This is a genomic window from Pedobacter alpinus, assembly GCF_042684645.1.
In the GTDB taxonomy this organism is placed as follows: domain Bacteria; phylum Bacteroidota; class Bacteroidia; order Sphingobacteriales; family Sphingobacteriaceae; genus Pseudopedobacter; species Pseudopedobacter alpinus.
Map to the genome: position 1 here is coordinate 1 of NZ_JBHULV010000001.1, position 25622 is coordinate 25622.

General features: G+C 31.7%; 19 protein-coding genes. 11 read left to right on the plus strand and 8 right to left on the minus strand.

Annotated features, from left to right (window positions below):
- Positions 1–73: 73 nt before the first annotated feature.
- Genes ACFSSE_RS00005 through ileS form a run of 3 tightly spaced genes read right to left on the minus strand, consistent with a single transcriptional unit; the run spans position 74 to position 4502 of the window.
- Complete coding sequence (locus ACFSSE_RS00005; protein ID WP_379045003.1) at positions 74–676, minus strand: lipoprotein signal peptidase; 603 nt, start codon at positions 674–676, stop codon at positions 74–76.
- Positions 676–1062 carry a TraR/DksA family transcriptional regulator gene (locus ACFSSE_RS00010; protein WP_379045000.1) on the minus strand — a complete coding sequence of 129 codons (387 nt, stop codon included), beginning with the start codon at positions 1060–1062 and terminating at the stop codon, positions 676–678. Before ACFSSE_RS00010 ends, ACFSSE_RS00005 begins: the two co-directional genes overlap by 1 nt.
- A gap of 2 nt (positions 1063–1064) precedes the next feature.
- Positions 1065–4502, minus strand: coding sequence for an isoleucine--tRNA ligase (gene ileS, locus ACFSSE_RS00015; protein ID WP_379044997.1), 3438 nt, complete (start codon positions 4500–4502; stop codon positions 1065–1067).
- Positions 4503–4805: 303 nt separating this feature from the next.
- Between ileS and ACFSSE_RS00020 the strand changes: the two genes are divergently transcribed.
- Positions 4806–6101, plus strand: coding sequence for a LamG-like jellyroll fold domain-containing protein (locus ACFSSE_RS00020; protein WP_379044992.1), 1296 nt, complete (start codon positions 4806–4808; stop codon positions 6099–6101).
- Positions 6102–6313: 212 nt separating this feature from the next.
- Positions 6314–6508: a hypothetical protein gene (locus ACFSSE_RS00025; protein WP_379100634.1), complete on the plus strand. Its 195-nt coding sequence runs from the start codon at positions 6314–6316 to the stop codon at positions 6506–6508.
- Here ACFSSE_RS00025 and ACFSSE_RS00030 read toward each other — a convergent pair whose 3' ends face one another.
- Positions 6509–8830: an efflux RND transporter permease subunit gene (locus tag ACFSSE_RS00030; RefSeq protein ID WP_379044987.1), complete on the minus strand. Its 2322-nt coding sequence runs from the start codon at positions 8828–8830 to the stop codon at positions 6509–6511.
- Between the two features lie 77 nt (positions 8831–8907).
- Here ACFSSE_RS00030 and porZ point away from each other — a divergent pair, with 77 nt between their 5' ends.
- From porZ to ACFSSE_RS00045, 3 genes are all read left to right on the plus strand, one after another.
- Positions 8908–11163, plus strand: a complete 2256-nt coding sequence (porZ, locus tag ACFSSE_RS00035) for a type IX secretion system anionic LPS delivery protein PorZ (protein ID WP_379044984.1) — start codon at positions 8908–8910, stop codon at positions 11161–11163.
- The gene (recO, locus tag ACFSSE_RS00040) at positions 11163–11888 is read left to right on the plus strand and encodes a DNA repair protein RecO (RefSeq protein ID WP_379044981.1); all 726 of its coding nucleotides are present in this window, start codon (positions 11163–11165) and stop codon (positions 11886–11888) included. The genes porZ and recO overlap by 1 nt, the downstream gene beginning before the upstream one ends.
- A gap of 183 nt (positions 11889–12071) precedes the next feature.
- On the plus strand, positions 12072–13709 hold the full coding sequence (locus ACFSSE_RS00045; RefSeq protein WP_379044978.1) for an amidase: 1638 nt from the start codon (positions 12072–12074) through the stop codon (positions 13707–13709).
- Between the two features lie 217 nt (positions 13710–13926).
- On the opposite strand, the gene ACFSSE_RS00050 is transcribed toward ACFSSE_RS00045, so the two are convergent.
- The 3 genes from ACFSSE_RS00050 to ACFSSE_RS00060 all read right to left on the minus strand — a co-directional run bounded on the left by ACFSSE_RS00050 (position 13927) and on the right by ACFSSE_RS00060 (position 18114).
- On the minus strand, positions 13927–14712 hold the full coding sequence (locus ACFSSE_RS00050) for a class I SAM-dependent methyltransferase (protein ID WP_379044974.1): 786 nt from the start codon (positions 14710–14712) through the stop codon (positions 13927–13929).
- 66 nt (positions 14713–14778) lie between these two features.
- Positions 14779–16617, minus strand: coding sequence for an ABC transporter ATP-binding protein (locus ACFSSE_RS00055; RefSeq protein WP_379044971.1), 1839 nt, complete (start codon positions 16615–16617; stop codon positions 14779–14781).
- A 258-nt stretch (positions 16618–16875) separates the two neighbouring features.
- Positions 16876–18114 carry an O-antigen ligase family protein gene (locus ACFSSE_RS00060; protein WP_379100637.1) on the minus strand — a complete coding sequence of 413 codons (1239 nt, stop codon included), beginning with the start codon at positions 18112–18114 and terminating at the stop codon, positions 16876–16878.
- Positions 18115–18158: 44 nt separating this feature from the next.
- Here ACFSSE_RS00060 and meaB point away from each other — a divergent pair, with 44 nt between their 5' ends.
- Positions 18159–19052, plus strand: a complete 894-nt coding sequence (meaB, locus tag ACFSSE_RS00065) for a methylmalonyl Co-A mutase-associated GTPase MeaB (protein WP_379044965.1) — start codon at positions 18159–18161, stop codon at positions 19050–19052.
- On the opposite strand, the gene ACFSSE_RS00070 is transcribed toward meaB, so the two are convergent.
- The gene (locus tag ACFSSE_RS00070; RefSeq protein WP_379044962.1) at positions 19039–20328 is read right to left on the minus strand and encodes an aminopeptidase P family protein; all 1290 of its coding nucleotides are present in this window, start codon (positions 20326–20328) and stop codon (positions 19039–19041) included. The genes meaB and ACFSSE_RS00070 overlap by 14 nt on opposite strands.
- A 158-nt stretch (positions 20329–20486) precedes the next feature.
- Between ACFSSE_RS00070 and ACFSSE_RS00075 the strand changes: the two genes are divergently transcribed.
- From ACFSSE_RS00075 to recG, 5 genes are all read left to right on the plus strand, one after another.
- The gene (locus tag ACFSSE_RS00075) at positions 20487–21956 is read left to right on the plus strand and encodes an OmpA family protein (protein WP_379044959.1); all 1470 of its coding nucleotides are present in this window, start codon (positions 20487–20489) and stop codon (positions 21954–21956) included.
- 67 nt (positions 21957–22023) lie between these two features.
- Positions 22024–22173, plus strand: a complete 150-nt coding sequence (locus ACFSSE_RS00080; protein ID WP_379044956.1) for a DUF6728 family protein — start codon at positions 22024–22026, stop codon at positions 22171–22173.
- Entirely contained in the window at positions 22174–22554 is a 381-nt protein-coding gene (locus ACFSSE_RS00085) for a RidA family protein (RefSeq protein ID WP_379044953.1), read from the plus strand.
- Positions 22554–23477: an EamA family transporter gene (locus ACFSSE_RS00090; protein WP_379044950.1), complete on the plus strand. Its 924-nt coding sequence runs from the start codon at positions 22554–22556 to the stop codon at positions 23475–23477. Before ACFSSE_RS00085 ends, ACFSSE_RS00090 begins: the two co-directional genes overlap by 1 nt.
- A 7-nt stretch (positions 23478–23484) precedes the next feature.
- Complete coding sequence (gene recG / locus ACFSSE_RS00095; RefSeq protein ID WP_379044947.1) at positions 23485–25590, plus strand: ATP-dependent DNA helicase RecG; 2106 nt, start codon at positions 23485–23487, stop codon at positions 25588–25590.
- Positions 25591–25622: the final 32 nt, after the last annotated feature.

Consider the following 25622-nt stretch of genomic DNA (forward strand, 5'->3'; position numbering starts at 1 on the left):
TAACTGTAAATCAATTAGTTAATAATTCCGTTTTACGAAATCGGAAATTGTTCGGACAGATATGGTAAAAAATTTAATCTTCAACAATCTCACTGTTAAGCGAGGGTTGCTCCACTATTTCTTCTTTAAAATATACTTTTTGGTATATTAAAATCATTATCACACCTACAGATATTGCAGAATCTGCAATGTTAAATACCGGCCTAAAGAAAATAAATTCTTCTCCAGCCCAAATAGGAAACCATTGCGGGAAGTTACCTTGTAATATTGGGAAGTAAAACATATCAACCACTCTGCCGTGGAAAAGTTTTTCGTAATTATAAATTATGCCGTAAAAAACAGAATCAATAATGTTTCCTAATGCGCCTGCGAAAATAAGCGAAACGTTTAAAATTAAACCACGGTGGTATTTATGCTTAATTAAATGGTGTAAACCATATCCAATGCCCGCAACTGCTACAATCCTGAATAAAGAGAGTGCTAATTTTCCGGCTTCGCCACCAAATTCCATCCCAAAGGCCATCCCATTATTCTCTGTAAAGTGGATAATGGCAAAATTTTTAATTAAATGAAACTCTTGCCCAATAAACATATTAGTTTTTACCCAAGTTTTTAAAACCTGATCAGCAATTAATATAAAAAATATGGCAATAAGTGGCTTTGTGTAACCCTTCATTAATTTTGTTTTAATTTAGCCTCCATACTTAGTGTTGCATGTGGTACAGCCATTAAGCGTTCTTTCTGAATTAAATTCCCAGTTTCCCTGCAAATACCATAAGTTTTATTTTCTATACGTACCAAGGCAGCTTCTAAGTTTTCAATAAATTTTTTCTGACGAGAAGCTAATTGATTAATTTGCTCTTTTTCCAAAGTTGCAGAACCATCTTCTAAAGTTTTATAAGTACCAGCAGTATCATCAGTTCCGTTTTTGTTAGGATTGCTTAATGAACTGGTTAGGCTATAAAGTTCGTCTTTAGCACTTGTTAATTTATCAGTAATTAACGCTTTAAAATCTAATAAGTCAGCGTCTGAGTAACGGTTTTTTGCGGTTTTGTTTTCCATAATTAGTCCTTCGTAATCAATATCAATAATTCTGTTTCTTCTATTTCTATTTTTTGCCCTTCAATTAAGTTTTTACTTAAAGTTAAAGAAGTAGCTAATATCTCGGCGCAAATATAAGATAAATTATTATCCACAGCGTTGGCAATTAAGCTATTATACTGTAAGGTAACTTGTATTTTATCCGTTACTTCAAAGCCTAAATCTTTTCTTAAATTTTGTATTCTGTTTACCACCTCACGGGCAATGCCTTCTTCTTTTAAGCTTTCGCTGATATTCACATCTAACGCAACTGTTAATTTGCCCAAATTAGTTACTTGCCATCCTGGCACATCCTCGGCAATAATTTCAACATCTTCTGGTAAAATAGTATAAACAGTATTCTCTGCATTTAAGTCAGCAAATCCTTTTTCTTCAAAAGCAATGATATCAGCATCCGTGAAAGCATTAATCATACCACCAATCACTTTCATATCCTTTCCTAATTTTTTTCCTAAAGATTTGAAGTTAGGTTTGATTTTCTTTTTAATTATTCCGGCTGTATCAGTAATATACTCAATTTCTTTGATATTGGTTTCTGATAAAATAAGTTCTTTTACGTTTTCTACTTTACTTTCAAAATCTTTATCTAATACGGGCAATAAAATTTTAGCCAAAGGCTGACGAACGTTTATACCTACTTTTTTACGTAAAGAAAGTATCATCGAAGAAATATCTTGAGCCAAAGCCATTCTTTCTTCTAAATCTTTATTTACCAAACTATTATTGTAAGCAGGAAAGTTTGCCAAATGAACCGATTCGCAATTTTCTTTTTTAGTAACGGCATTTAAATCGTTATATAAATTATCAGAAAAGAAAGGTGCAATTGGCGACATTAACTTACTAATGGTAATTAAACAAGTATATAATGTCTGGTATGCAGAAATCTTATCTTCAGTATAATCACCTTTCCAAAAACGACGACGACTTAAACGTACAAACCAATTGCTTAAATGCTCATCAACAAAATTTTGGATAGAACGAGCAGCTTTTGTAGGCTCAAAATCATTATAAAACTCGTCAACCTCTTTGGTTAAAGTGTTTAATAAAGAAATCACCCATTGGTCAATTTCTGGTCTGTTTTCTAAATCAATTTCTGGTTCTGCATAGCTAAATTTATCAATGTTAGCATACAAAATAAAGAAAGCATAAGTGTTATAAAGTGTTCCAAAAAACTTACGTCTAACCTCGTCAATACCTTCAATGTTAAACTTTAGGTTATCCCATGGCGATGCGTTTGAAATCATATACCAACGGGTAGCATCAGCACTGTAAGTTTCTATAGTGCTAAATGGATCAACTGCGTTGCCTAAACGTTTAGACATTTTGTTGCCGTTTTTATCTAGCACCAATCCGTTAGATATTACATTTTTAAATGCAATTCCTTTATTATGGTTTTTCTCGTTAACTTCTTTTATTTCGTCGCTAGTTTCGCTCAACATGGTTGCAATAGCATGTAAAGTAAAAAACCAACCACGGGTTTGGTCAACTCCTTCGGCAATAAAATCTGCTGGGTAGGCAGCTTCAAATTCTTCCTTATTTTCAAAAGGATAATGCCATTGTGCGTAAGGCATTGCACCACTATCAAACCAAACATCAATAAGGTCTAATTCGCGGAACATTTTTTTGCCTTTGGCAGATACTAAAACCAAATCATCAACATAAGGGCGGTGCAAATCAAATTCCCCACCTCCAATAGATTGCAAGTATGTATTGTTTTTTAAAGCTTCATCAGTAGTTAAAATATCGCTATCTAAAACAGCTGATATTTCGTCTTTAAGTTCTTGTACAGAACCTATACATTTCTCTTCGGCTCCATCTTCAGTTCTCCAAATTGGCAAAGGCGTTCCCCAATATCTTGAACGAGAAAGATTCCAATCCACTAAATTTTCTAACCAGTTACCAAAACGCCCAGTTCCTGTGCTTTCTGGTTTCCAATTAATGGTTTTGTTTAATGCAACCAATTTATCTTTAACAGCAGTTGTTTTAATAAACCAACTATCTAAAGGATAATATAAAATTGGTTTATCTGTACGCCAGCAATGTGGGTAGCTGTGTTCGTATTTTTTAACATCAAAAGCTTTGTTTTCCTCTTTCAGTTTAATGGCAATTAAAACATCAGTAGGTTTAAAATCAGCTTCTTTGCGTTCTTCATCGCTGTAATATTCTTCTTTTACATAACGGCCAGCAAAGTCGGTTACTTCATCAACAAATTTACCTTGCTTGTTAACTAAAGGAAATTCGTTTCCGTTTTCGTCTTTAACCATTACCGATGGCACACCTGCTTCTTTGGTAACTCTAAAGTCATCAGCACCAAAAACAGATGCAGTATGTACTACACCAGTACCGTCTTCTGTGGTTACAAAATCGCCAGCAATAACTATAAAAGCATCTTTTTCTAATTCTTCGTTGCTTACATAAGGCATTAATTGCTCGTAACGTAACCCTAACAATTCAACACCTTTAAACTCGGCAGCAACTTCCCACGGAATTACTTTATCTCCGCCTTTGTAATCTTGAAAAGAGGCATCTTTACCTTCGGCTTTAAAATGTTTAGCCAATAAATCTTTAGCTAAAATTACGCTTATAGGTAAAAAAGTGTATTGATTAAAGGTCCTTACCTTTACATAGTCTATTTTTTCGCCAACGGCTAAAGCACAGTTTGATGGCAATGTCCACGGAGTTGTTGTCCAAGCGATAATGCTGGTATTTTCATCCGGAGTATCAAATAACACATTTGTTAAAGGGTGCACTTGATTGTTTTTTACCTTAAACTGCGCAACAATAGAAGTGTCTTTAACATCTCGGTAAGTACCTGGTTGGTTTAACTCATGAGAACTTAAACCTGTACCTGCGGCAGGCGAATAAGGTTGTACCGTGTAGCCTTTATATAAAAATCCTTTTTGGTGTAATTGTTTTAAAATCCACCAAAGTGATTCAATGTAATCATTTTTATAAGTGATGTATGGGTCTTCTAAATCAACCCAATAGCCCATTTTTTCTGTTAAATCGTTCCAAACATCAGTATAACGCATTACCTCTTTGCGGCAAGCGTCATTATATTCTTTTACTGATATTTTTTTACCGATGTCTTCTTTTGTGATGCCTAATGATTTTTCTACAGCCAATTCAATTGGTAAACCATGCGTATCCCATCCACCTTTACGTTTAACTTGAAAACCTTTTAATGTTTTATATCTACAAAAAATATCCTTTATAGACCTAGCCATCACATGGTGAATGCCGGGCATTCCGTTTGCAGATGGTGGTCCTTCAAAAAAAGTATATGGTTTAGATGCTGGTCTGTTTTGAATGCTTTTTTCGAAAATATCATTCGCTTTCCAACTCTCTAAAACGTCTTTCCCTATTTGTGATAAATTTAATTGTTTATATTCCTTATACATCTTTAGCGATCTCCAAAATTTAAGGTTGCAAATTTACGAAATCGTTTGATAAATAAGCTATTTTTAAGCATTTGCAATGTTAAATTTTAAACATATTAAACGGGTTAATAGTTGACTTAAGTATTGTGTTAAGGTACAACAGGTTTTTAATAAGATTAATTTTTAGGATTTCTCATCATGTTTTTAGCGAAGCATGAAAATTTGCTGAATGGATAACTAATTTTTAAAAATTTTAGAACCATTTAATTGCTCTTTCCGTAATAGCAAGAAAGTATTTTAAAAATTAAAAATCTTAGTATGAATATGAAAAAACACCTACTTGCAATTATTCTAATATCAATTAGTTTTAATGGCTTTGCTCAAATCGGTTATACCTTTAACGGAGCAAACAATACATCCATAACAAGTTCAGATCTTAAAAATAAGATATCCAATTTAAACGGATTAACTGTGGAGTTTTGGGCGAAAATGAGTTCTTTAGATAATCAATCTTTTATCAATATAACGGTACCGAGTTTACCTGCAAATGCAGGAGGGTTTAGCTTTTTGCAGGGTAAAATGGCGGTGTCTTTGAGTACGGATTACGGTAGCTTCACTCAGTCCAATGATATAAGTAGTTCCATAGTAACCAATACATGGAACCATTTCGCATATGTTTTTAACAATGGAATCTGGTCTTTTTATTTAAATGGAATAAATGTAGGCTCGTTAGCAGATCAGGAAGTTAGTCCGTCAACTTTTGATTATGCAAGTTTAGGGGCTACCTATTTTGAGTTTGGTAAAGTGCAAACTCCCAATTCATATACAGTACTATTTAAGAGTCTAACTGGTGCAATGGATGAAATCAGGATTTGGAACACAGCCAGAACGGTAACAAACATTTCAAGCAATAAAGACACAGAGTTAACTGGTGCTGAAACCGGGCTTATACTTTATCATAAATTGAATGAAACTTCAGGACAGATAGTTTTAGATAGCAGTCCAAGCAACTTAAATAGCGTATTAGGAAGCACAAGTTCCATAGAAACATCAGATCCGGTAATTAACCAGACAGGAATTGTAACTAACCCAGTTTTACCTGTTGAACTTGTGAAATTTGACTTGTTACAAAGTACAAACGGAGAAGTGGTTATAACTTGGAAAACTGCCTCTGAAAAAGAAAATAGCCATTTTGAAATTTTAAAATCTGATGATGGTAAAAATTTTAAGTTTTTAAGTTCTGTGAATTCATCTAAGATATACAGCGTTACAGATAGAAATCCATATAACGGAATCAGCTATTATCAATTGGTTCAATATGATTTAAATGGTGATAAAAGTATTCTTTCAACTAAAAGTGTCAAATCGGTATTTGAAGAAAGCATAAAAGTTTACCCAAACCCTACAACTGATTTTGTTAATTTATTTTTAAATAATTCTGATTTTACAAAAGTTAGCTTAACAGATGTTAAAGGAAATATATTAGAAACTATAGAGATAAAAAAAGAAACAAAATTGTTAAAATTTGATATTTCTCGTTTTACAAACGGAATATACTTTGTGAATTTAACAGGCGATGGAAAGGTGAAAACTCTGAAAGTTTTGAGAACTGACTTGTAAAAGGACAGATTAGTATTGACAACTTTCGAGAATAAAACTCTTTCAAAAAGGTTATTATGCTTTAAATAACGCTTGATAGAAAGCGAGACTTTGAATTAGGATAAAAATAAAGCATTATTAATTATAGCGATGCCATAAGCACCTGCATATATTTGTAGGTGCTTTAAATAGTTGGAAACATATTTGCTATTAAATTATAAAAAGGAGGATTTATGTTAATGTTAAGGAAATCTATTCCAATTTTTAAAATTGGAGTTATTGTTATTGCAGCCGGAGTGGCTTTATATTTTTACAATGATAATTATGGGAAGTACTTGTTAGGATTAGGAATGATGATTTTATCAGTAGCAATTGTATTTTACATATTATTTATGTTTAAACGATATGGAGAAAAGAAAAGGAGCTAGTTAAATTTTAACAGGCTCTATGTCTTTTTTTAAGTACACACTAATGAGTAAAGCGGGTAAAAATATCAAGTTAAACAACATTGAAGTTAACAAGGTTATCGCTAACAATCCTCCTAAGGCAACAGTGCCTCCAAATGTTGAGAACATAAATACACCAAAACCAAAAAACAATATTATTGAAGTATAAATCATACTAAACCCAGTTTCTTTAATGGTGTTTTTTATAATGGTTAAAATATTAAAATTGCCGGCCTTTAATTCTTGTTGGTAACGCGTTAAAAAATAAATGGTTTGGTCTGATGCTATTCCTAAAGCAATACTGAAAATTAATACGGTTGATGGCTTTAAAGCTAAACCAATAAAACCCATTACACCAGCTGTAATTAGTAAGGGAATTAAATTAGGTATTAAAGAAATTAAAACCATTTTAATACTTCTAAATAAAAACCACATAACTAAGGAGATTAAAAATATTGCTAAAATTAAGCTCTGTTTTAAGTTTTTAACCAAATAATTTGTGCCTTCTACGTACATTATTACTGGTCCAGTTAGTATTACATCATATATTTTTGGGTTAAAAACAGAATCAACTCTGGGCTTTAATTTGGCAATCAAATTATTAACATTTTCAGAACCTATGTCTTTCATTTGTATAGTAAATCTTGTGCTTGATTTAGCACTATCAACAAAACTTTTAGTCATGTTAGTGCCTTTGCCAGAATTGCTTACATATTCTAATATAAAACTACCTTCAAACTGATTGGGTGTTCTGTAATAATTAGGATTTCCGTTGTAAAAAGTTTGAGTGGCATATTTAACGGCGTTATTTAGAGAAATAGCTTTGCCAAATGCAGGGTATTCCTTTAATAAACGCTCTAAATCGTCTATTTTATTTAAAGTACTTAATTTAATAATGTTGTTTTTTTTACGATTTGAAATCTCTAACTCCAGCGGTAAAACACCGTTAAATTTATCTTCAAAAAATTTTAAATCTTGATAAACTGCATTGCTTTTTGGCAAATCATCAACTACAAAACCATTTGTTTTAATTTGGTAAACGCCTAAAACAGCAATAATGATAAGTAATAATGTAGTAACGTAAATAGCTTTTAGTTTGTAAATCACTAATTTTTCTACCCACTCTAAAAATAGAGTAATCCATTTCTTTTCTACTAAAGGTTGGTGTTCTTTGATAACTGGCGGAGCTAAAAAAGAGAAAATAATAGGTAAAATTATCAAACAAATTAACCAAGTAAACATTACCCCAATAGCGGCCGTTATTCCAAATTCTTGTAAAACATTACTATTGGTAAAGTATAAAACCGCAAAACCAATAGCGGTGGTTAAATTGGCAATAAATATAGTTGCACCAATTTTTTCTATGGTTAATAAAAGCGCAGTTTTTTTATTTTGATGAATTTGATATTCAAATTGGTATTTATTGATGATTAAAATACTGTTTGGGATTCCAATTATCACCATTAATGGGGCAATAACACCGGTGAGCAAGGTAATGTTAAAGTCAAAAATCACCATAAAAGCTACACTCCAAATTACCCCGCAAATCACTAAAATTATGGGGTAAAATACAGATGAAAAGCTTTTGAAAAATATAGCTAAAAAACAGCCAGATATAAGAATGGTTAAGGCTAAAAAAAGAGCAAACTCTTTTGCTACCAACTCGCTTAAAACAGTTTTAATATACGCCAAACCAGAAATATGTACTTCTGTATTTTGTGCTTTTTCAAAGTTATTTACGTTTTTTTCAATCGCTTTAATTAGGGCTATTTTTTTTGCGCTTTTTAAAACATTGCTATCTAAAGTAATTGCCATTATGGTGGCAGTTTTGTTGTCGTTAAATAAAATATTTTTATAAAAAGGTAATTTGTAAAGTGTTTTAGCAATACTATCTAAGTAAATTGGTATTAAGGCAATTTTAGTGTCTGGTTTTATTAAATTGAAGCGTTTATTAATAGTGTCTTTTTGTAAAGAAACAAAATTGGAAATGCTTAAAACTTGTTTAACACCTTTTGTTTGCTCAATTTTGATATGTAGTTTTTGCCAATTCTGATAAAACTGTTGATGAAATAAGTTGTTATTCTGAACTCCTAAGACCATCACATTTCCATCATCGCCAAACTTTTGCCTAAAGTTTTGGTATTTTATGTAAGTAGAATCTGTACTTGGTAAAATTTTTCCGGGGTTAAAAGCTATCTTAATTTCACGGGCCTTCCAAAAAAATAACAGAGTGATTACAACAAATATAAAAAGTAAACTTTTGCGATTGTTAATGATAAAGTAGGAGAGTTTATTCCAAATCATTATAATTTTTTTTGTGAGTAAAACTATATAAATTAAATTCCAATATGTTCAGAAATACGTATTTTACATTTTTTTAGATGAACAGGCTTTTATTATTTCTTTTATTATTCTTTTATAATTGGGCAAATGCGCAAGAAGTAGCTTTAGGGCGGTGGAGAACGCACTTGCCATTTAATAATGTAGTTTCTATAGCTGTATCAGAAGAAAAAATATTTTGCGCAACAACTGGGGGTTTATTCACTGTAGATGCACAAAATGGAGAAATAAATAAATTTTCTACTATTAATGGTTTAGCAGATATCAATACCAAAAAAATTGCTTGGGATACGCAAACTAAACAACTATTAATTGCCTATAAAAACTCAAAAATAGATTTACTAGCTGGCGAAAAAATATATGCTTTGCCAGAGATTTTTGAAAAAAGTGGCTTAGGCGATAAAAGTATTAATGCCATAACTTTTAGCAGTGCCAACGCCTATTTAAGTTGTGGTTTTGGTATTGTAATTTACGATTTATTAAAACGAGAAGTAAAAGACACTTATTTTTTAGGTGTAGGCGGTACTAATTTGGCCGTTTTTGAAACCGCAATTATTGGGAATCAAATTTTGGCAGCTACTGCAAACGGTATTTATGAAACCAATTTACAAAACCCATTAATTGCAGATGCTAATACATGGAAAAAACATGGCATTCAACAAAATTACCCAAGTTCCAATCCAGCTTCTTTAGTTCCTTTTAACGGTTATTTTTACGCTTTATTTGATGATGCGATTTTTAGATACAAAGACAATACTTGGGTGCCTACTCAAATTTTTAGGCCTAATGTAAATAGTCTTAGTGTGAGTAATAACCAGTTATTAAGCATTTCTACTTTTAGAGTTATTAGCTATAATCAGCAAGAAGCGATTATTAAAAACATTCAAAATTCAAGTAAATTTAATGCCTTAAATGCTGCAATTATAGACGCTAATAATAACATTTATTTAGCTGATGCTGAAAAAGGCGTTTTGCTTACAAAAGAAGGGACAACTTTTAACTATTTATTGCCCAATGGCCCAAATACTTTAAATGTGAGCCAGTTAAATTATATAAACAATAAAATTTATTTAGCGCCGGGTGCTATTACACAAGCTTTTGCACCAGCCTTTTTTAATGATGGTTTTTCTGTTTTTTCTCAGAATGAATGGCAAGGTTATAGTGAAAAGAATAGTAATATTTTTAACGGTATTAAAGATATTGTTGCTACAACTTATAGTTCATCAGAAAATACTATTTATTTAGCGTCTTATGTTAATGGGCTTTTAGCTTTTGATGCAAACGGGATTTTAAAAGCTTTTGATCAAAACAATAGTAGTTTGCAATTAACCATTGGCGACCCAACAAATATTAGGGTAAATGGAGTAGCTTTTGATAGTAAAAAAAATCTTTGTGTTACGCAGTATGGCGTAAATAAACCTTTATCTGTTAAAAAAAACGACGGTAGCTGGACTGCTTATGATTTTCCAGCTGATTTGCCAAACCCTGTAACTAGTATTACAGGTTTATTGATTGATGGTTCTGATAATAAATGGTTAATGCTTAGAAGCGAAGGTTTATTGATTTTTGATGGTTCAAAAACAAGAAAAATAGGTTTTTCATCAAATAATGGCGCATTACCGGGTTCAAATGTAAATGCTTTAACACTTGATAAAGATGGGGCTATTTGGATAGGGACTAACCAAGGTGTTGCAGCGGTTTTTAATGCTTCAGATTTGTTTTCTGGAGCAAATGTTGAAATTCCTAATTTAATAGAAAATGGATTTCTAAAGCCTTTATTAGCCGACCAAAACATTAAATGTATTGCTGTTGATGGTGCAAATAGAAAATGGATTGGCTCAGATAACGGTGTTTGGCTTTTCAACAGTGCGGGCACTCAACAAATTCAATATTTTAATACTGGAAATAGTCCGCTTTTAAATAATAGTGTAATTAGTATTACAATTGATGATGTTAACGGAGAAGTTTTTTTTGGAACAGCTAGCGGCATTATTTCTTACAAAGGTGATGCAACGGAACCGGTACAAAAAATGGATAAAGTAATTGTTTATCCAAACCCAGTTAGGCCAGGGTTTAATGGAAACATAGGTATAAAAGGCTTGTCACAAAATGCTTATGTAAAAATTACAGACATAAGCGGAACTTTGGTTTACGAGACAAGAGCAAACGGCGGACAAGCAACATGGAATGGCAAAAATTTTAATCAGCAAGAGGCTGCTTCTGGTGTTTATTTGGTTTTAGTAGTAAATAATGATGGAACTGACACTGCAGTGGGCAAAATTTTAATTGTGAGGTAATGCTGCATAAAACAAAAGGGATAGTTTTAAAAACCACTAATTTTGCCGAAACCAGTGTGGTAGCAAAAATTTACACCCAAAAATTTGGCTTACAATCTTATTTAATAAATGGGGTAAAAAAACCAAAAGCAAAAATTCCGTTAAACATGTTGCAGCCCATGCACCTGTTAGATTTGGTGGTTTACCACAAACCCAACGGAAATATGCAAAGAGTTTCTAACGCCCGCAGTTTCCCTGTTTTGCAAAACATTCCTTATGATATTGTTAAAAGTAGTATTGTAATTTTCTTAAACGAGATGATTTATAAGTCTATTAAACAACAGCATGAAGATGAGGTGATGTTTGAATTTATTGCAAAAAGTATTGAGCTTTTAGACCAAACAGAAGAAGGTGTAGCAAATTTTCATTTGGTTTTTTTGTTAAAACTTAGTCGTTTTTTGGGGTTTTACCCCGATTTAAACCAAGCAGAAAAGTTTAAGTTTTTTGATTTAAAGGACGGAGTGTTTGTAGCCAACCAACCTCCACATATTTATTTTATTGAAGAAGAATTAAAAGAAAACTGGCTCAAATTATTTACAAGTTCAATAGAAAACTTTAATAAGTTGAAAATTGGGGCTGCTTTAAGAAAAGTATTACTCCAAAAAATTATTCAATTTTATAGTTTGCATATCGAAGATTTTGGGCAGGTAAAATCTCATGAAATTTTAAAAGAAGTTTTGAGTTAGCTAATGTTTTAATTAGTAATATTTATCTATCTCAGTAATTTATTCTGTTTTTGAATCTTAAAAGCTAAAAATTACTTCACTTTCTAAAAATTCTTAAGCATTTTTTGAGTAAAGTCTAAAATTCTTATTACAAAGCATTTAAACCGTAATTTTCTGTTAAATTGTTTTTTTAAATATAAAGCAATGGACAGAAGAAAATTTTTAATAAATACCTCGGTTGCCACTTTAGCAGCAACATCTTTAGCTGCTAAACCTCTAAGTTTAGTTTCTGATAACGAAAAGCAAAATAATCAAGCGTTTTATTTAGATGATAATTTTTTATTTAATGAAATTACAATTGACCAATTGCAAGAAATGATGAAGAGCGGCAAAACCACTTCTAAAGCCGTTACGAAGTTGTATTTAGATAGAATTAATGCGTTTGATAAAAAAGGCCCAGCTATAAATGCGGTTATTGAAATAAACCCTGACGCTTTAGCCATTGCCGAAAAAATGGATATGGAACGCAAGAGCGGAAAAATAAGAAGTAAAATGCATGGCATTCCTGTATTAATTAAAGACAATATTGATACTGCCGATAAAATGATGACCACAGCTGGCGCAACTGCATTAATAGGTAATTATGCTAAAGAGGATGCTTTTATAGTTGAAAAATTACGCGAAGCAGGTGCAGTTTTATTAGGTAAAACTAACTTAAGCGAATGGGCAAATTTTAGATCAACAAGAAGTACAAGTGGCTGGAGTAGCCGCGGAGGCCAAACACGTATGCCTTATATTTTAGATAGAAATCCATCTGGTTCAAGCGCAGGAACAGGAGCGGCAGTAGCAGCAAATTTTTGTGCAATAGGAATAGGTACAGAAACCGATGGTTCTATTATCTCACCTTCTTCTATAAACGGTTTAGTAGGTATAAAACCAACAGTAGGTTTATTAAGCAGAAGTGGAATTATTCCAATTTCGGCAACACAAGATACAGCAGGGCCAATGGGACGCACCGTAAAAGATGCGGCTATATTTTTAGGGATTTTGGCCGGTGTTGATGCTCAAGACGCTATCACTTTAGAAAGTAAAGGAAAAGTTAAAACAGATTATACCTTAAATTTATCTAAAGATGGTTTAAAAGGGAGAAGAATTGGTGTAGAAAAATCCTTTTTCAAAAGAAGGAATGAAGATGTTATTGCCATATTTAAAGAAGCCTTAGAGAAAATAAAAGAACTTGGAGCTACCATTGTAGAAGTAGATTTAAATAGTAAAATTAATGCTGCCACGGGCGATAGTGAGTTTGAGGTTTTACAATACGAATTTAAAGACGGGGTAAATAATTATTTGGCAAAAGCCAACGCAAAAGTTAAAACCTTGGCAGATGTTATTGCTTTTAATAATGAGCACAAGGAAACGGCAATGCCTTATTTTAAACAAGAAACTTTAATTAGCAGCAACTTAAAAGGTGATTTAGCAGATAAAACTTACCTAGAAGCTGTGGAAAAATCTACAATGTCAAGAAAGATAATCTCTGATATGCTAAAAGAAAATAACTTAGATGCTATATGTGGTATTTCAAATGGAGCATCGGGATGTATAGATGTTATCAATGGCGATTATGGTACGGGTTTTTCTTTTTCTGGACCAGCAGCCACAGCAGGTTATCCCCATATTACTTTACCTATGGGCATGTTACATGAATTACCGGTTGGGATTTCTTTTATTGCCGATGCCTATCAGGAAGAAGAAATAATTAAAATTGCTTATGCTTTTGAACAAAATACGCTGCATAGAAAAGCGCCAAAGTTTATAGTTAGTGCAATTCCTAAGTTTAAATAGTTAAATAAAATTTAAATCAGACAGTATTTTTAAACAGCTTTTCTTAAACTTATTTTTAAGCGAAGATCAAGAATATTCTTTTATCGCCTATTCTTGAAATTTCCTAATTCAGCATACTCTATTTAACCTACAGCCTAAAGCTCAAACACCTCAAAATAAATAAACGGCTTTTTGTCCATTAAGTCATATTTAGTGCAATATTTAACGAGATTTGAAATTAAAATTTCCTACCCAAAATAACAAGATCTTGTTCTTCATCAGTTAAAAGAACATCTATTTTAAAGTAACTAAATATTTCTTTTAGGAGATTAATACTAAAAACGTGGTGATGAAGTGCCCTGTTTTCAAAATTGCTCATTGATCTTTTCTTAAATTGCTCTAAATTTCCAGCTGGTTTATCCATTTCTAAATCGTGTAGCTCTAAAATTTCATCCAAATGCGTCAAATCATCTTCTGTTGTGTTATTTTTAAAATCCTCCATTAAATGAGCAAACTCTGTAACGGGTCTTTTATGGTCAAAACAATGCTTTTTATTTGGTAATAAAATAAGTATTAATCCTCCACTTTTAACTACTCTCAGCCACTCCTCTAATGCTTTAAAAGGATTTGCAACATGCTCTAAACAATTACAAGAAATTATAAAATCATATTTTGAACTTTCAACCAAACTCAAGTCTGTTGCTTCAGAAATATATTGAAATCCAGTCTTATTCCTATAATAATTATACTGCATTCCATTCTTGATTTCCCCTTCCCAAATTGTTTTGTTTGAAAAATTACATCCATCCAAATTCTCTAAAAATCCATATATAGGGATAAACCTTTTATCTTGAAAAGTACGACTAGGTCCTCCAACTTCTAAACCAGACTTTGAACTAAACAAGTTTGTTAAATAATTGATATTCTTTATTTGCTTTCTGAATACCCTATAGTAAATTGTTTTAATTAAAAAACTAAATCCTCTTTCTTTCCAAATGCTTTTAATCTTAAATTCGTTTTTCATATTCGTCTAAGGTAAACTTTTACTTAAAAATATTATAAATCTAAAAAAGGTTTACTTATAGATTTATTACTTTTCAAAACTCTGCATAGAAATCAGTTTTTGGTACAAACCGCCTTTTTCAACTAATTCTTGATGTTTTCCTGTTTCTACAATACTGCCATTTTCTAAAACTACAATTAAATCAGCATTTTTAATGGTACTTAACCGGTGTGCAATAACAATGGTTGTGCGGTTTTCCATTAAATGATCAATAGCTTCTTGCACTAATTTTTCAGATTCGGTATCTAATGCAGATGTTGCTTCGTCTAAAAGCATAATAGGAGGATTGCCTAAAACGGCTCTTGCTATACAAATTCTTTGTTTTTGTCCGCCCGATAATTTAATCCCTCTGTCTCCAATGTTAGTTTCGTAACCTTCATCAGATTTAACTATAAATTCATGTGCATTGGCAATTTTCGCAGCAGCTTCCACATCAGTTTGGCTAAAGCCTTCTCTTCCAAAAACTATATTATTATAAATGGTATCGTTAAAAAGAATAGATTCTTGGTTAACAATTCCCATTAAATCTCTTAAAGATTGCTGAGATATTGTTTTGATATCAACATCGTCTAAAAATATAGATCCTGAGGCAGGGTCAGAAAATCTTGGGATTAAATCTAATAAAGTTGATTTTCCTCCACCAGATGGACCAACCAAAGCAATTGTTTTTCCTTTTGGTAAGGTTAGGTTTAACGAGTTTAAAATCTGTTTTTCACCATAAAAAAAATCTACATTTTTGAAAGTAATTTCATGTTTAAAAGCAGCAACTTTTGATGGGTTTTTGCTATCATTAATTTGTGAGGGAGTATCAATTAAACTTAAAACCCTGTCACCAGCTGCAAGCCCTTGGTTTATATTACTAAAAGAATCTGAAATAGCTTTAGCAGGGCGTAATAATTGAGAAAATGCACCAATATATGTGATAAATCCGGCTGCGGTTATACTTGCATTTTTATCTAAAACTAAAGAACCACCATAAATTAAAATACCAGATAAGGTTAAAACTCCTAAAAATTCAGATGTGGGCGAAGCTAACTGTTGTCTGCGAGCCATTGCTCTATTAATATTAGAGTAATTGAGGTTTTCTGTATTAAATTTATTTTGAATATAAGGTAAGGCATTAAATGCTTTTACAATACGCATTCCGCTAATGGCTTCATCAACATAACTAACCATTACGCCAAAAGATGTTTGCGAAGCAGTTGCCTGCGCTTTTAAACTCTTTACAATGCGGCCAATTACAAAACCAGTTACAGGTAATAATAAAAGCGTAAATAAAGTAAGCTGTGCAGATATACTAAACAATAAATATAGATAACCAATAATTAATAAAGGCTCTCTAATGATTACTTGTAAAGTGTTGGTCACCGAAAACTGAACCACCTGAACGTCTGAAGTTATTTTTGAAATGATATCTCCTTTTCTCTCGCTATTAAAGAAATGTAAATGTAAACGCGTGACAGATTCAAACACCGATTTTCTAAGATTATAAAGCGTGTAAATCCTCAGATTTTCCATAATTCTTTGAGAAAGATACCTGAAAATATTACTCAAAAACATACAAATAATTAAAGAAACTGCTACAAACATTAATGCGCCTTTCGGTCCATTTGTAATTATATATTCATTTACATGATAATTAAAAAGATCTGGAAAATATTCAAGAGACCAGTTAAACTCAAGAACATTATCGGAGTTCTCCGCAACTTTATCTGGCTGTTGTTTAAATAACACATCCAAAATTGGCATCAATAAAGAAAATACTACTGTATTGAAAATTGCATATAACAGCGTGAATATAAAATAGGGGGTAGCAAACCTACCTATTGGTTTTGCAAAAGAAAGTAATCTGAAATAGGTTTTCATCTTAAATTATAAAACATCAAATATATGTTAAATCAATTAAACAAGAATTTTTTAATAAAATTGAGTTTTACTAATTTGTCTTTTTTGAATGAAAGATTGTTGTTGATGTTTTAGCCCAAAAAATAATAGTAGTTTTATTTACCTAAAAACCTTTCTAAATATTTATGGAGTGTTAGCGGTAAGAAAATCTGTTTTTTACTGTTTTAACAATCATGTTTACTTTAGTAGCCTTTTAAATTTTTTATAGATTATTCGTCTTTAAATTAATTGATGAGGTTTTTGCTTAATGGCATTCACCATGAAAAATAAAAAAACAAAAGTGTTAATGGTAATTTGTCTTTCTAATGTGTTTTCTAACATCATGTGAAAAACAAAAGGAATGATAAGCCAAATAAATAATGCGTTTGTTTTGATTTTTTTATAAATCTCTAAGGTTAAAAATAAAATAAATAATAAGCTAAAAGGAATACCAAAACTTAATACCAGGTAAATAAACTGGTTGTGTATAAAAATTCTATTTTCTGGAATTAGCAAATAAGAATTCTTTTCATATTGTTTTTGCATTTCAAACTTTGCGTCTGCTGGGCTAACGCCTAAAATTGGATGCGCTTTTATAACTTCAAAAGCACATTTTACAGCTGCCCATCTTTGCCCTACCGATTGATAATTTGGGTTTTCATTTTCAGTAATGCTTTTTAAGTCTATAATAGAATTTTGCAATCTTTTTTCTACCGATGGTATGGTGTTAATTCCTAAAATAATTACTCCTATCAACACCAAAATACCAAGGAAATATTTAAACTTTTTGCGAATAAAAAATTCTTTGAAACAGTATATGATAATGAGTAAATAAATATTTAAGATGGAGAATCTATAAGCTATTAAATGAATTTCAAAGAATATGATAAACATCAAAAACAAGAAAATAAGTCTATTTCTTTTAATCTTTTCTATACAATAAAGGTAGAATAATAACACAAAGGATATTACAATCAGTAAACCTAATTCTGTATGTTTTGGGCCTATTATAGCTTCTATGTTTTTACTGTCTTTTACATCAATTAAAAATTGATCGTAGTTTAGGAGAACCTCAATTGTATTTACATTTAAACAGACAAAGCAGCAGATAATAAACCATAAGGCAAGTTGGTTTAAGGCCTTAGTATTTATCTCTTTTGAAAATAAAAACGCTATTGGAATAATTAAAAAGACGCTATTTTTAATTAGATGTACTCTCCATTGTGAAAAATCATCGGTATAAAAACCACTAATAATATAAGCTAAATAAAGCAAAGGGAAAAGAAAATAGACAGCCCTTATTTTGATTTTTGTGGGATTTAAAAAATATTGAGTTATAGAAAATATAAAAAGTATGACCGCACTTATGGAAAGGATAGCTCTTGAGAAAAACAAGCCAAATACAAATATTAAACAGATTGAAAAAAAAGTTTTTTCAGTAAAAAAGTAATTTTTTAAAAAATGTTCAAACTTGGGCATATAAAACTATATTTTTACTGTGCTGACGAAGTAAAGTTAAATTAATGCTACAAAACACAAAATTATTAAATGGACTAATTACTGGCGATTTGAAATCTTTAGCAAGAACTTTAACTGTAGTTGAAAATAATTTGGCAGGTGCCGATGATATTCTGAAATCGTTAGTTTTTAGAGAAACTCCAGTAATTGGTATAACCGGCCCTCCCGGAGCAGGTAAAAGTACCTTGGTAAATGCACTGTTAGGCTTAGTTGCTGCTAAAAATAAAGTTGCCATTTTAGCTGTTGACCCTACTTCTCCTTTTAACAAAGGTTCCCTTTTGGGTGATAGAATAAGGATGAGCGAACATTTTATTAACAAAAATGTTTTTATACGGTCAATAGGTACCCGAGGTTCTTTAGGAGGCTTGTCTGCTAAAACCATTGAAATGGTTGATGTTTTAAGAGCATCAAATTTTGATTATATTTTTGTAGAAACAGTAGGTGTAGGGCAATCTGAAGTTGAAGTTGCCGGTTTAGCAGATTTATCAATAGTTGTTTTGGTGCCTCAATCTGGCGACGAAATACAAAGTATAAAATCTGGGTTAATGGAAATTGCAGATTTATTTGTGGTAAACAAAGCTGACAGGGAAGGAGCCGATGAGTTTATTAATCAACTAAAGAAGATGACAAATGATAAGACGTATAAAATTCCTGTAATAGCAACTGTTGCTTCAAAAGGTGAAAACATAACAAGCGTTTTAGACTTTATTAAAAAACAAAACACACTAAACACCAATAAAAACAAGGCTTATTTATTATCAGAAAAAGCTTGGCATTTGATACAAAATGAAAGAATGGCTGGTATTAAAAAAGAAAAGCTCCAACAAGATATTGCTGAAGCTTTAAAATTAGCTGATTTTAATTTGTATCAATTCATAGAAAAATTTAAGCATTCATAAGTTCCTCAATTTCATCAGCATCAATTGGGATTTTTTCCATTAAATCAACTGGGCCTTTCTCACTTATATATATATCATTCTCTAGCCTAATCCCTAAATTTTCTGCCGGTATGTAAATTCCTGGCTCACAAGTTAATACGTTCCCAATAGCAAATGGTTCGTATCTGCTTGCAAAATCATGCACATCTAAACCTAAATGATGCGAAGTGCCATGCATAAAGTACTTTTTATATGCGGGCATATTAGGATTTTGTTTGGCAACATCATGTTTATCTAATAAATTCAGTTTTATTAATTCGCTAGTCATTATTTTTCCCACTTCTTCGTGGTATTCATTCCAAATGGTTCCAGCAACTAGCATTTTTGTCGCTTCTTTCATTACATGGTGTACACTATTATAAACATCTTTTTGTCTTTTGGTAAACTTGCCACTTACAGGTACACTTCTACTTAAATCAGCATTGTAGTTTCCATATTCTGCTCCAAAATCAAATAATATTACTTCTCCATTCTTACAAATCTGGTTATTATCGTTATAGTGAAGTATGCAAGCATTTTTGCCCGATGCAATAATAGGAGAATAAGCATGCCCAGTAGCTTGTTGTTTAATAAACTCATGAATAATTTCAGCTTCTATTTCATATTCTGCTACTTCTGGTTTAATAAATTTAAGTATTCTTCTAAATGCGTCATTGGTAATATCACAAGCTTTCTGTATATATTTTAGTTCACTATCAGATTTTATAGGTCTTAATCCTCTAAAAATTACAGCAGCTCTTTCATATTGGTGTAAAGGATATTTGGCTTTTATCTCTTCAATAAACCTTATATCTCTGTAGGCAACAGTATGAGCATATCTGTCGTTTTCGTTGGTATTCAGATATATAGTAGTTGCATAATTTACAATTGAAGACATAATTGGCCAAAATTCTTCAAGCCATAAAACAGTTTCTATTCCAGATATTTCTTTAGCTCTTTCTTTTGTGTATTTATGACCTTCCCATACGGCAATAAGTTCGTTGGTTTGTCTTAAAAACAGGACTTCGCGGTATAAAGGGTTGGGGCAATCAGGAAAAAGCAGTAAAATTGTTTGCTCTTGATCAATCCCGGTTAAATAAAATAAGTCTGGATTCTGTTTAAAGTTAAAGGCCTGGTCTCCACTTCTTGGAAATTCATCATTTGCATTTATTAAGGTTAAAGAATGTTTTTTAAGCTTTATAGAAAAATTTGCCCTGTTTTTAATGTGTAATTTTGGTTCTACTATTTGATACTTCATACAAATATTTAAAATAATTAGAGATTGTTAAGCTTTTATGATTATTTTTGTCGCAAATTAAATATTTGGAACAGATTTTGAATAAATGCTAAAATCAAACTTAAAATTAATTTTACAAAAAATTATACAATTAAAAATTGTTTAACCTTAAAAAAAAAATGATGAATTATTCTACAATTAAAAAAACAGTTGCTTTGTCTCTAGCTACTGCATTCGCTGTTTCGGCTGGTGCTCAAGAGACAACACCAACTACTTCAAGTTCTGCCAAGATGTTTGGTGGAAGAGGACAGTACCGTACTTGGACACTTGGTGTTTATGGTGGTGCATCTATCCCTTCAGTAATTACTGGTGGAACTAACGATTTTAATAAAAATGTTGGTTTTGGCGAATACACTTTAGGAGCTTATTATGGTCTTTCTCTTAGAAAACAACTAGGTCATGTATTTGGCTTACAAGGTAATCTTTCTAGAGGAAGTGTTTTAGCTTATAATAAAGGTGTTCCTACATTGGCTCAGAGTTTTGGTCCTGCAAATGGAACTCCTTTAAGTACTGCTAAAACTCAAGTTCAATATGATGTTAATTTAAGCGGTGTTTTTAATGTTGCTACTATTGATTTTTTAAACAGAGCTAATGCAGTTAACTTTTACGCAAGTGTTGGTTACGGTTTAATTGCATTTAATCCAGTTTTATACACAACATACGCAGACGGTGATGGTACTCCAGCTCCGGGCGGTGATCAAAAAGGAAATTTCGGTTCTCCAGGTGATAATAATGATTATATCAGACAGGCTTACATTCCAGTAGGAGTAGGTGTTAAATTTAAATTATCTGACAGAATTGCTTTAGATTTAGGTTATGATGCTAAATTTATTGATGGTGATAATTTTGACGGTGTTTATGCTGGTGGAACTTCTAAAGATAAATTCTCAGTTGTTAGAGCTGGATTAGAATTTTCTCTAGGTTCTAAATCTAAACCAGATTTAAATTGGGTTAATCCAGTTGCTATGATGTATGATGAATTAAAAGATCCATCTTTACGTCAAGAAGTTGAAGCATTAAAAGGTCGCGTTACTAACGTAGAACAAGCAGTTTCTGATTTGAAAAAAGATACTGACGGTGACGGTGTTGCTGATCATTTAGACAAATGTCCAAACACACCAGCAGGTGCTAAAGTTGATGGTGCAGGTTGTGAATTAGATACAGATGGTGATGGTATTCCAGATTGGAAAGATAAATGTCCAACAGAAAAAGGAACTGCAGAATTAAACGGTTGTCCAGAAATGGGTTCAGCTACAATGGCTGGTGTTAACAACATCCAGTTCGAGTACAACTCTTCTGTTTTAAGAACTTCTTCTTATGCAACTTTAGATGGTGTATCTTCAATGTTAAGAGCTGATAAATCTAAAGGATTACAATTAGACGGTCATGCTTCTGCTGAAGGAACTGAAGAATATAATATTCAATTATCTTTAGATAGAGCTAACGCTGTTAAAACTTACTTAGTTAACTCTGGTGTTGATGCTAAAAACATTTCAACAACAGGATATGGCGAATCTCGTCCAATTGCTTCTAATGCAACAGAAGAAGGTCGTGTAGCTAACCGTCGTGTTGAGTTCAGACAAAAATAATTAGATTAATTTTTTAATCTTTAAAAGGGAGTTCTTATGTAAGAACTCCCTTTTTTTATTTATAAATTTGTGTATGTATTTTTTTAGAAAGAAAGATCCAAACAGACCAACAAATTTCAATATTAGAGCAATGCATTGGATCAATAAATTCGTGATTATTGTTTTTTTGCTTGGTATTATTTGGAAAGTGATTGATATATTTTTATTAAGTAAATAAATGAAAAGAGTTATAAATACTAAAAATGCTCCAGCCCCAATTGGACCATACAATCAAGCCATAATGGTTAAAGATACTTTGTATGTATCTGGGCAAATTGCTTTAGACGCTGCTACGGGAGAATTATTAGATAGCACCATTGAAGAAGAAACAACACAAGTGATGAGGAATTTAAAAGCGGTTTTAAATGCTGCTGATTTAGATTTTGAAAACATTGTTAAAACCTCCATTTTTTTGAGTGATATGAGTTTATTTGCGAAGGTAAATGAAGTTTATGGAAAGTATTTTGTTGATAATTTTCCCGCTAGGGAAACGGTTGCAGTAAAAACATTGCCTAAAAACGTTAACGTAGAAATTTCTGCAATAGCGGTAAAATTTTGATGAATAAAAAGGCACTAGCTTTATCATCTGCCTTATTAGCTAATGTAATATGGGGATTTATCTCTATTGCGTTTAGGTTTTTAAAAGAATACCCAGCAGAACAAATTTTATATTATAGAATTTTCGTCTCTTTTGTAATCTGCTGGTTATATATATTAATTGTAAACTCTAAAAAATTAAGTGCTGACGTTAAAGAAATAGCTTCTACAAATGGCAAAGATGCTTACAAGTTGTACGGATTAATTCTACTATCAGGTGTTTTTATCACTTTAAATTGGTTTACTTTTATTTATGTAGTAAATAACGTAAACCTCAAATCGGCTGCATTTGCTTATATGGTTTGTCCTTTAATTACTGCTTTAGGTGGTTTTGTAATATTAAAAGAGGAGCTAAGCAGATTTAAAATTATTGGTATAGCATTAGCCATAGTTTCAATTTTTATATTAGCCACCGGTTCTTTTATGGATGTAATGTGGTCTGTTACAACCGCAGCATTTTATGCTTTCTTTTTAATTATTCAAAGAATAATACAAAATATCAGTAAAATAAATATGTTGGGTTTTCAACTAGTGATTGCTTTAGGTTTAGTTTTACCACTATTTTTTATTTTCCCTCAACCTATACCTAATGATATTAACTTCTGGATAGATATACTTATAATTTCAGTTGTTTTTACAATTATTCCGCTACTATTAAGTTTATACGCACTTAGTGTATTACCTTCATCAACAGTTGGGATTTTAATTTACATAAACCCAGTTGTTGCTTTTAGCATAGCTTTTTTTTATTTTAACGAGGGGATAAAAGCAAATCAAGTACTAGCTTATGGCTTGTTGGTTTTTGCCGTAATTATCTTCAATCTTAAGATTATAAAAGACAGCTTCTTTAAATTAAATCAAAAAAGAATGTTAAAGCAGATTTGATTTATTTATGTTCAGCAGTGTTTTAAATACTCCAATTGCCTATTTAAAAGGTGTAGGTCCGCAAAGAGCAGAAATTCTTAAAAAGGAAATAGGTCTTTTTACTTATGGAGATTTAATTACGTATTATCCATTTAGATATATTGATAGAACCCAATATTATAAGATAAGAGAAATTAATCAAGATTTACCTTATTTACAGATACTCGTTAGGCTAAAAACTTTTGAAATTATTGGCGAAAAGCGAACTAAACGTTTGGTTGCACAAGCAATAGATGATACCGGCGAAATAGAATTGGTTTGGTTCCAAGGAATAACATGGGTACAAAAATACTTAGAGATAAATCAAGCTTATGTTATTTTCGGGAAGGTTACTTTTTTTAATGGGAAAGCTCAAATGGCACACCCTGAAATTGAACTCTACAGTAATAAAACAATAAGTAGAGGCAATTTAAAATTGCAACCTGTTTACTCATCAACAGAAAAATTAAAACAATTTAACCTAGACTCTAAAGGCATACAAAAGTTAATGGCCAATGCTTTAGATAGCTGTGTCTCAGAAATTGAAGAAATTTTACCTCACCATATTCAAGAAAAATATAAACTAATAGCTCGTAAAAAAGCAATTAATAACCTTCACTTTCCATCCAGCACTCAAGAACTTTTAATTGCGCAAAACACGCTAAAGTTTGAAGAATTATTTTTAATACAGTTTAGAATGCTAAAATCTAAACTAATTAGAACTCAAAAATTTAAAGGAAATATCTTTGAAAATGTTGGGGAAAAATTCACTTATTTTTATGAGAATTTACTTCCATTTAAATTAACAAATGCCCAAAAAAGGGTAATTAAAGAAATAAGGCAGGATACCCAAAAAGGTATTCAAATGAATAGATTGGTGCAGGGCGATGTTGGTTCGGGTAAAACTGTTGTAGCTTTAATGACGATGCTTTTAGCAGTTGATAATGGTTTTCAAGCTTGTTTAATGGCTCCAACCGAAATATTAGCCACACAGCATTACCACTCTTTAAAAGGATTGCTGAGTGACGATTTTGTTTCTATAGCTTTGTTAACTGGCTCGTCTAAAAAGAAAGATAGAAAAATTATTGCCGATGAATTAGAAAATGGTAAACTATCTATTTTGATTGGTACGCATGCTTTAATTGAAGACCCAGTAAAGTTTAAAAATTTAGGTTTTGCAGTAATTGATGAGCAGCATCGTTTTGGGGTTGAGCAAAGAGCCAAGCTTTGGCGTAAAAATATAGTGCCACCGCACATTTTGGTAATGACGGCCACACCTATTCCGCGTACTTTAGCTATGACTTTGTATGGTGATTTAGATGTTTCTTTAATAGATGAGTTACCTGCCGGTAGGAAACCAATTGAAACTCGCCATTTATATGAAAACCAACGTTTAAGAATGTTTGGTTTTATGAAACAGGAGATTGCAAAAGGACGGCAAGTTTATATTGTGTATCCGTTAATACAAGAAAGTGCAAAATTAGATTTAAAAAATTTAATGGATGGTGTAGATACCATGAGCCGAGAGTTTCCTTTGCCAGATTATAGAATAAGCATCGTTCATGGGCAATTAAAAGCTGCCGAAAAAGAATTTGAAATGCAACGTTTTGTAAAGGGAGAAACGCAAATTATGGTTGCAACTACGGTAATTGAGGTTGGTGTAAATGTTCCAAATGCATCTGTAATGATTATTGAAAATGCTGAAAGATTTGGACTATCCCAGTTACACCAATTAAGGGGTAGAGTAGGGCGTGGTGCAGAACAGTCTTATTGTATTTTAATGTCTGGCGAAAAACTAAGTAAAGATGGAAGAGTGAGGTTGGATACCATGGTTAAAACTAACGACGGTTTTGAAATTGCTGAAATTGACTTACAATTACGTGGGCCAGGTAATATTGAAGGGAAACAACAAAGCGGTTTAATGGAACTTAAAATTGCAGATTTAACAGTAGATCAAAATATTTTGGCTGAAGCTAGAAAAACAGTGATTCAAATATTTGAGGAAGACCCTGATTTGCAAAACCCCGAACATTCAGTTTTGCAAAAAGTATTACTAAAATCAGAGACTGGTATCATGCTGAATAAAATATCTTAACATCGATATCAAAATCTTTTAGCAAATAAACT

Coding starts and splice junctions, on each gene's coding strand:
- ACFSSE_RS00005 (WP_379045003.1), bottom strand. CDS start 676: ATGAAGGGTTACACAAAGCCACTTATTGCCATATTTTTTATATTAATT.
- ACFSSE_RS00010 (WP_379045000.1), bottom strand. CDS start 1,062: ATGGAAAACAAAACCGCAAAAAACCGTTACTCAGACGCTGACTTATTA.
- ileS (WP_379044997.1), bottom strand. CDS start 4,502: ATGTATAAGGAATATAAACAATTAAATTTATCACAAATAGGGAAAGAC.
- ACFSSE_RS00020 (WP_379044992.1), top strand. CDS start 4,806: ATGAAAAAACACCTACTTGCAATTATTCTAATATCAATTAGTTTTAAT.
- ACFSSE_RS00025 (WP_379100634.1), top strand. CDS start 6,314: ATGTTAATGTTAAGGAAATCTATTCCAATTTTTAAAATTGGAGTTATT.
- ACFSSE_RS00030 (WP_379044987.1), bottom strand. CDS start 8,830: ATGATTTGGAATAAACTCTCCTACTTTATCATTAACAATCGCAAAAGT.
- porZ (WP_379044984.1), top strand. CDS start 8,908: ATGAACAGGCTTTTATTATTTCTTTTATTATTCTTTTATAATTGGGCA.
- recO (WP_379044981.1), top strand. CDS start 11,163: ATGCTGCATAAAACAAAAGGGATAGTTTTAAAAACCACTAATTTTGCC.
- ACFSSE_RS00045 (WP_379044978.1), top strand. CDS start 12,072: ATGGACAGAAGAAAATTTTTAATAAATACCTCGGTTGCCACTTTAGCA.
- ACFSSE_RS00050 (WP_379044974.1), bottom strand. CDS start 14,712: ATGAAAAACGAATTTAAGATTAAAAGCATTTGGAAAGAAAGAGGATTT.
- ACFSSE_RS00055 (WP_379044971.1), bottom strand. CDS start 16,617: ATGAAAACCTATTTCAGATTACTTTCTTTTGCAAAACCAATAGGTAGG.
- ACFSSE_RS00060 (WP_379100637.1), bottom strand. CDS start 18,114: ATGCCCAAGTTTGAACATTTTTTAAAAAATTACTTTTTTACTGAAAAA.
- meaB (WP_379044965.1), top strand. CDS start 18,159: ATGCTACAAAACACAAAATTATTAAATGGACTAATTACTGGCGATTTG.
- ACFSSE_RS00070 (WP_379044962.1), bottom strand. CDS start 20,328: ATGAAGTATCAAATAGTAGAACCAAAATTACACATTAAAAACAGGGCA.
- ACFSSE_RS00075 (WP_379044959.1), top strand. CDS start 20,487: ATGATGAATTATTCTACAATTAAAAAAACAGTTGCTTTGTCTCTAGCT.
- ACFSSE_RS00085 (WP_379044953.1), top strand. CDS start 22,174: ATGAAAAGAGTTATAAATACTAAAAATGCTCCAGCCCCAATTGGACCA.
- ACFSSE_RS00090 (WP_379044950.1), top strand. CDS start 22,554: ATGAATAAAAAGGCACTAGCTTTATCATCTGCCTTATTAGCTAATGTA.
- recG (WP_379044947.1), top strand. CDS start 23,485: ATGTTCAGCAGTGTTTTAAATACTCCAATTGCCTATTTAAAAGGTGTA.